Consider the following 6,036-nt stretch of genomic DNA (forward strand, 5'->3'; position numbering starts at 1 on the left):
GGCCGTCCACCGGCCGGTGGATAGACCGTGGCGTGCCTGAGGTACTGCTGGGCAGCCACCTCGACCACTTGGGGAAGGATCTGGCCGAACGCCTCCATACTGGGCACCCCCTTGGCGGCGACACGGCAGAAGGCACGCCCCTGCCGCATCTTGACCGGCATCGTCCGTTCGAGTTTCTCGGTCAGTTCGGCCTCGGCCGCTCTGCTCTGGCCGTCCTCCCTGCACCAGGGGACGACCATGGTCACCCAGGGCCGGTTCTCCTTGTCGAAGGCGGCGAGCCGCCGTCTCAGGTCCTCGTCCTGCAGGGCCCAGCGGTCGACCAGGAGGATCTCGGGGGTGCTGGGCGGTTGCTTGCCCTCCCGCTGACCGGGCTCCTCGTCGAACGTCGTGATGACGGCCTGGTAGTTGAGGGAGCGCACCAGTTCCTCGGCGACATAGGCCAGCGGCCTGGCGGCGGCCGGATGGTACGGGTTCCACTCCTGCGGATTGTCGCCGTAGTACTCCGGGTTCCGGCCGTCCGGCAGATCGTGCCGGGTGGGAGCGGCGATGGTGATCCGCATGGGTCTGGGGACGCCCACCCCGCTGCCCGGTGCGCCGAACGCGCTGGGGACGAGGCGGAAGTCGAGGGGTCTGCCCGAGCCGATCTGCACGGTGTCCGCGACGTGGACGATGCGCTTCGCCAGGTGGTAGACGGCCTGTTCGTAGTCCTGCGCGAACAGCGTGAGTTTGATCAGCCCGTAGAGCCCGTCGCTGACGTATCGGTCCCCGAAGTCCCGGTGGTTGAACTGTAACCGCTCGGCCGGTCCCGGAAGTTGGCTCGGCTGCACCGGAACCCAGAGTGCGGGCACGATCGCCTCGGCGGGCTGGTTCGACCGGGCCCGGTGGTGGATCGCGCGCTGTTCGAAGGCGTACCACTCCTTGCCGCACATCTCGCTGGCGAAGTAGCGCGGCGAGAACAGCGGTACGAAGACACGGCAGTTGGCCAGGACGTTGCCCAGCCGCTCGGACCAGCCCTCGCCGGAGCGGATCTCCCGGTCCATGAAGCCGGCCGGCGATCCCGCGGGAAGATTGGTCATGGCCATCACATGACCGCAGAGATCTTGGAATAGCCGTTCGACCCACATATCCGGGTCCGATCCACCGCCGTACCCCGGTGTATGCGCGTAGCTGAGAAAGAAGTACGGCCGATGGTCCGCTCGCTGTTGCGTCATGCGTGCACACGACCCCCGTCCTGTGTGAGCACCCGCATCCCAGGACTGTGGAGAGGGTGCGAGCGAATTCATCATTCCGGAGCGGACAGTGCTCCACCCCCATGGCGTTCGGTCATTCAACGCCGCTTTTCAGTCATCCATGCCCAGGTTTCACCGAACAAGTTCGTGACCGACGGCATTCATGAGGGTGTTCATCCCACTTGTCCCATGTACACCTCCCACCTCGTCCCGGAGCGAGCTCAGCAGCCGCATTCCTCCGGCGGTCGGCTCGGCGGCCCCCTCCATCATGTCGAGCGCCTCGGGCACGCCGTCCATGAATTCGGGATCGAGAAAGGAAAGTCCCACACGTTCGTATGTCTCTGCCAGTAGTCCGGAAAAGGGGACTTTCGCATTCCGCCCCCAGGGCAGCCGGTACTCCCACGCCCCGTCCAGCGCGTAGAGATCCGTGACGTCCAGGAGCGCCCGCAGCCCGGCCCGCCTCAGACCGCGCAGAAGCGCGCGGGCGAGCTTCCGGGTGTCCCCCGTCATCACCAGGCCGACGGTCCCGTAGCCGTGCGGGCGCCTCGCGCTCCGCCCCGTGACGAGCGGGGTCAGCGTGGTCAGCGTCGTGGCGGCGTCCGCCGCCTGCCGGGGGGCGGCCTGTTCCACCAGCTCCCACGCCCGGCCGACGGCGCCGGCCCAGGCCTCCGCGTCCGTCGGACCGAGCCGGGGCGCGGCGGGCGACTCGAAGCAGTCCCTGTACGGGTCCAGGTCGTCGAGGGCGAACCCGGGCGCGCTCCCCGCGGTGAAGTGCCGCACCGGGAGCCAGTCCGGACTGCCGGCCCCCCTCCGGACGATCCGTTCACCCTCGCCCTCCCGCCGCACCGAGAACCCCTCTCCGGCGGCGCGCACCCTGACCCGGCCGGCCTCGCCCGGCTCCGCCAGCCGCAGTTCGCCGACCGTGGGGAGGAAGAGCCTGCCGTCCCGGTAGTCCGCGGCCACCTCCATATCAAGGCCGGACCGCACCGCGGCGGCCGCCACGTACGACGCGAGCCTCAGCGCATGGCCGACGGCCTCGGGCCGTTCGGCGTGCAGGCCCTCCATGACGTCCAGCAGCCAGGTACGCGTGTACGGGTGCGCCAGGACACGGTCGAGCCCGGCGGCACCCTCCTCGCAGGACTCCAGGACGCCCGCGAGCCCCCACGCCTCGTCCCACCGGGCGCCCCCCCGGCCGTCCAGCGCGTCATGGAGGCCGGCCAGGAGCGTGCGGGTCAGGTCGTGCTGCTCGGCGACCAGTTCGTCCCGGTCGGCAACCGAGGGGGACACTCCGGCCGCGCTCGTGCGCGCCTGGATCCCCCGTACCAGCGCCTCCAGGTCGGCACAGTAGACGGACGGATTGTCGAAGCCGTTCGCCGGGCTGTACCGGTGCGTGTAGAGCCCGCCGCCGCAGGACCGTACGACGGGGCACCGCCGGCACGTCTCGCTGACGCCTGCCAGGCCGAGCTGCCGCGCCCGGATGCCGGGATGGGCGGCGACATCGTCGAAGGAGTGCGAGAACACGTCGAAACCGGTGGCGGCCGCTCCCTCGTAGGCGCTCTTGAGGGAGTCGACCTGCTCCAGCCGGCCGTCCGTCTCGACGACCACGAGGTCGGTGGGGGCGAGTCCCAGGGACTCGGTGAGGCTGGGGCCGCCGCCCAGTGTGGAGAGCACCGAGGAGAACAGGCGCACCGGCACCGGGCGGCCCTCCTCCTGCCAGCGGTCGAAGACCGCGAGGAGCCACTCCGCGTACGCGGTGGGGGACCCGTCGGGTCGGGGCGGCGGCTCGTCCCATGTGGCGTGCGGGAGGAGGAAGTCGATGAGCGGGGGGTCCAGCGCGACCAGGGCGTCCAGCACCGCGTGCGGGTCGTTCGCGATGTCGACGGTGCACAGGATCCCGAGATCGAGATGGCGGTAGCGGTCCTGTCGGAGCAGCTCGACCGCCTTCAGCACGAGGGGGTGGCTGCTGCGTCCGTCGGCGAAACGGCGGTGGCGGTCGTTCGCGGTGCGGTCGCCGTCCAGGGAGATCCCGACCCGGACGTCGAACTCGTCGAAGAGGTCGAGATAACGGGGGCTGAGCTGGAGGCCGTTCGTATGGATCCGGAGGTCGAGGGCGGCGATACCCGACAGGGCGGAGCCGAACTCCTCGCAGACGCGCCGCAGTCGGGACGGGCCTGCCAGCAGAGGCTCCCCTCCGTGCAGGATCACTGACACGGAGGGCAGTGCGTGTGTCTTCGCGTGCTCGGCCAGGCGCTGGGCCGTCCTGGCGATGACGTGATCAGAAATCGTCTTGGGCCGGGTTCTCCAGCTCTGATCAGCGTGTTCATAGACATAGCAATGATCGCAGGCGAGGTCACACCTGCTGTGAACCTTCAGAACGATTTCGCGGAACGGAACCGCGGGCCCTGTCATTCCACCACTCTAGTCCAGCCGCAACCGCGAATCCGGCCCCCGGCTGCAGGAGCCGATCGGCCGAACGGGTGGAATATTTTCAGCTTTTCGGCACCGCCGGTCCGGTTGTTTTCTAGAGCGAGGAGTTGAATGTCGAGATCTGTGTCGGGCGGCTGTCCGCCGTCGCGAGCACGCGGCCCATCCTCCTGGCTGCTGCACTGCCGGATGCGTCGATCTTCGCAAGCGGCACACGACGCTTCGCGACAGCGAAGTTCGGGGTGGATTCGTAGGTCTTCACGGCCGTCCTTGATGGGCTCGTTCCGGACACGGAAACTGCACCGGCACCTGCACCATTGCAGTGTCCGGCGGCACGACTTTACTCTCATGGCCCCGGCGTGCAACTCGCCCACTACAGCCGTAACCCGAGCGATTCAAGGCATTACTCCAAATGGTCCGGACCCCATTCACGCGAGGACCGGGGTGACCACTACATCGAATTCAGGAGTGATCATGACAGCGATTCCCGGGCCACTGCGGAGCATGGTCTTCAGGAGCGCTGATCTGCCCGCACTCTTCCACCACACGGACGCCGTCGCCGTGGCACGCCGGCGTGAGGCGGTCAACACCACCCGCGGCCAGCTCATCCTGCTCGTCGTGGGTACCGTGCCCGCCGCCCTCCCCTGGCACGCCGAGATCGGGTCCGACATACAACTCCTCGATGGTATCGCGGTGTTGGCCTATCTCGGTGTCCTGATCACGACCTACCTCGCCTCCCGGCGCAAAGCAAAGTCGCACTGGCAACTCAACCGCTCCGCAGCCGAGTTCATCAAGTCCAACTGCTGGCGCTACGCGGTCCACGGCTCCCCCTTCGACTCCGCCGTCCAGTACCCCGAGGCCGTGTTCGCCAGCCGGCTCGAGGAAGGGCTCCAGGAACTGCGCAAGGTCGGGTGGGACGACCCCCGGGAGGACTTGGCCGACGCGGGCGGCACGCTCATCACCGCGTCGATGCGGGAACTGCGGGACAAGGCGTTCACCGTACGCAAGGAGACGTACGTCCGTGACCGGCTGATCGAGCAGCGGCGCTGGTACCGCAGACGGAGGCTGGTGTCCCGGCGCGGCGCCATCGTCTGGTCGAGCACGATCGCCGCGCTGACGCTGCCGGCGCTGGTCCTCGCCGTGCTGCAGACCTTCGGCAGCGCGGGGTCGTTCGGGCTCACGGGGACGTTCTCCGCCGCTGCCGCGGCCTGCCTCGCCTGGAACGAGATGCGTCGTCACCACCCTCTGGTGACCGCGCACTCCCTGGTCGAGGAGGACCTGGAGAACATGCAGGCCGCGATGGAGACCACCCTCACCGAACGGCAGTGGGCGGCCGCAGTCTTCGAGACCGAGCGGATCGTGTCGCCCGAGCACACGGACTGGCTGGTCAGGCACCGGATGTGACGGAGCGCGGCTCAGCCGCGCTCCACGCCGTCCCGCCAGATGACGGTGACCGGCCGCCCGAGACCGCGGGCGTACGTCACGATGTCGCCGGTGCCGCCGAGACCCCTCGCAGGCCGGCCGTCCCAGACCGCGACCAGCCTGTCGCAGTGGTCGGCGATGTAGGTGCCCGCCGCGTAGTAGGCCTCGTCGGTGGAGTGCGGGAAGCCGAGGCGGATCTCGCGGGCGGCCCGGGCCTTGAGCGCCCGGTAGCGCTCGAGGTCCGCCCCGTCGGCGAAGCCGGCCTCGTAGTCGCCGCTGGGGATGACCACGGTCAGCTCGGCACCGTGGGCCAGTGCCAGGTCGGCGAAGAGCTGGTCGGCCCCGACCGCGAGGCTGGAGAGCGCCTCCAGGGAGCCGTCGTGTCCGCACAGCGCGGCCCTCAGCTCCTCCAGTACATGCGCGTGGAGCTCCTGGGGGATGGAGCGGTGACCGGTCACTCCGATGCGTTTCACGGACCTGGAACCCCCTGGTGTCTGCGGGGGGGCTCCCGGAGGGCGTCCCTCCGGGGACGCACGGCGTCCGCCCCCCCGTGATGCCTCTGCGGCCGACCGTCCTGACATGCTCTCAAAAGCCGCGGGCCGAAGGGGAGCCCCCGCCGGGGGTCGGCGGGGGCTCACGGGAGCGCGGCGGTGCCGTGCCGGGTCAGAACACGCTGACGCCGTACGCGCTCAGTGCTTCGGTGACCGGCTGGAAGAAGGTGGTCCCGCCGGAGGAGCAGTTGCCGCTGCCGCCCGAGGTGAGGCCGATCGCCCGCGTGCCCGAGTAGAGCGGGCCGCCGGAGTCGCCGGGCTCGGCACAGACGTTGGTACGGATCATGCCGTAGACGATGTCCCCGCCGCCGTAGTTGACCGTGGCGTCGGTATTGGGGGCGTCAACTCGCGGCGCAAGGACGTCTTTCGGCCGTTCCCGGGCATACGGAGCCCGGGAACGGCCGAAAGAC

Annotated in this window: 6 protein-coding genes; 1 reads left to right on the forward strand and 5 read right to left on the reverse strand. The window is 69.4% G+C overall.

Annotated features, from left to right (window positions below; all coding sequences use genetic code 11):
* The 3 genes from fsxC to fxsA form a co-directional block, all read right to left on the reverse strand.
* The coding region (gene fsxC / locus BFF76_RS29655) for an FxsC protein (RefSeq protein ID WP_167359540.1) at positions 1–1,211 on the reverse strand (1,211 nt) is incomplete at its 3' end.
* 150 nt (positions 1,212–1,361) lie between these two features.
* Positions 1,362–3,638 (reverse strand): radical SAM/SPASM protein FxsBH, inactivated beta-hydroxylase extension form, encoded by a 2,277-nt coding sequence (fxsBH, locus tag BFF76_RS29660; protein ID WP_079122528.1) that lies wholly within the window; start codon positions 3,636–3,638, stop codon positions 1,362–1,364.
* Between the two features lie 112 nt (positions 3,639–3,750).
* Positions 3,751–3,915: an FxSxx-COOH cyclophane-containing RiPP peptide gene (fxsA, locus tag BFF76_RS29665; protein WP_063836831.1), complete on the reverse strand. Its 165-nt coding sequence runs from the start codon at positions 3,913–3,915 to the stop codon at positions 3,751–3,753.
* A 212-nt stretch (positions 3,916–4,127) separates the two neighbouring features.
* Here fxsA and BFF76_RS29670 point away from each other — a divergent pair, with 212 nt between their 5' ends.
* Positions 4,128–5,057 carry a DUF4231 domain-containing protein gene (locus BFF76_RS29670; protein WP_031099104.1) on the forward strand — a complete coding sequence of 310 codons (930 nt, stop codon included), beginning with the start codon at positions 4,128–4,130 and terminating at the stop codon, positions 5,055–5,057.
* Positions 5,058–5,068: 11 nt separating this feature from the next.
* Here BFF76_RS29670 and BFF76_RS29675 read toward each other — a convergent pair whose 3' ends face one another.
* Positions 5,069–5,548 carry a hypothetical protein gene (locus BFF76_RS29675; RefSeq protein WP_031099106.1) on the reverse strand — a complete coding sequence of 160 codons (480 nt, stop codon included), beginning with the start codon at positions 5,546–5,548 and terminating at the stop codon, positions 5,069–5,071.
* A gap of 190 nt (positions 5,549–5,738) precedes the next feature.
* A partial coding sequence (locus tag BFF76_RS31910; protein WP_244167373.1) for a trypsin-like serine protease occupies positions 5,739–6,036 on the reverse strand: 298 nt, incomplete at its 5' end.

It is taken from the genome of Streptomyces mutomycini (genome assembly GCF_001700505.1).
Taxonomy (GTDB): domain Bacteria; phylum Actinomycetota; class Actinomycetes; order Streptomycetales; family Streptomycetaceae; genus Streptomyces; species Streptomyces mutomycini.

Excerpts from the sequence above, each read along its gene's own strand:
- fxsBH (WP_079122528.1), bottom strand. The coding sequence starts at position 3,638 with ATGACAGGGCCCGCGGTTCCGTTCCGCGAAATCGTTCTGAAGGTTCAC.
- BFF76_RS29670 (WP_031099104.1), top strand. The coding sequence starts at position 4,128 with ATGACAGCGATTCCCGGGCCACTGCGGAGCATGGTCTTCAGGAGCGCT.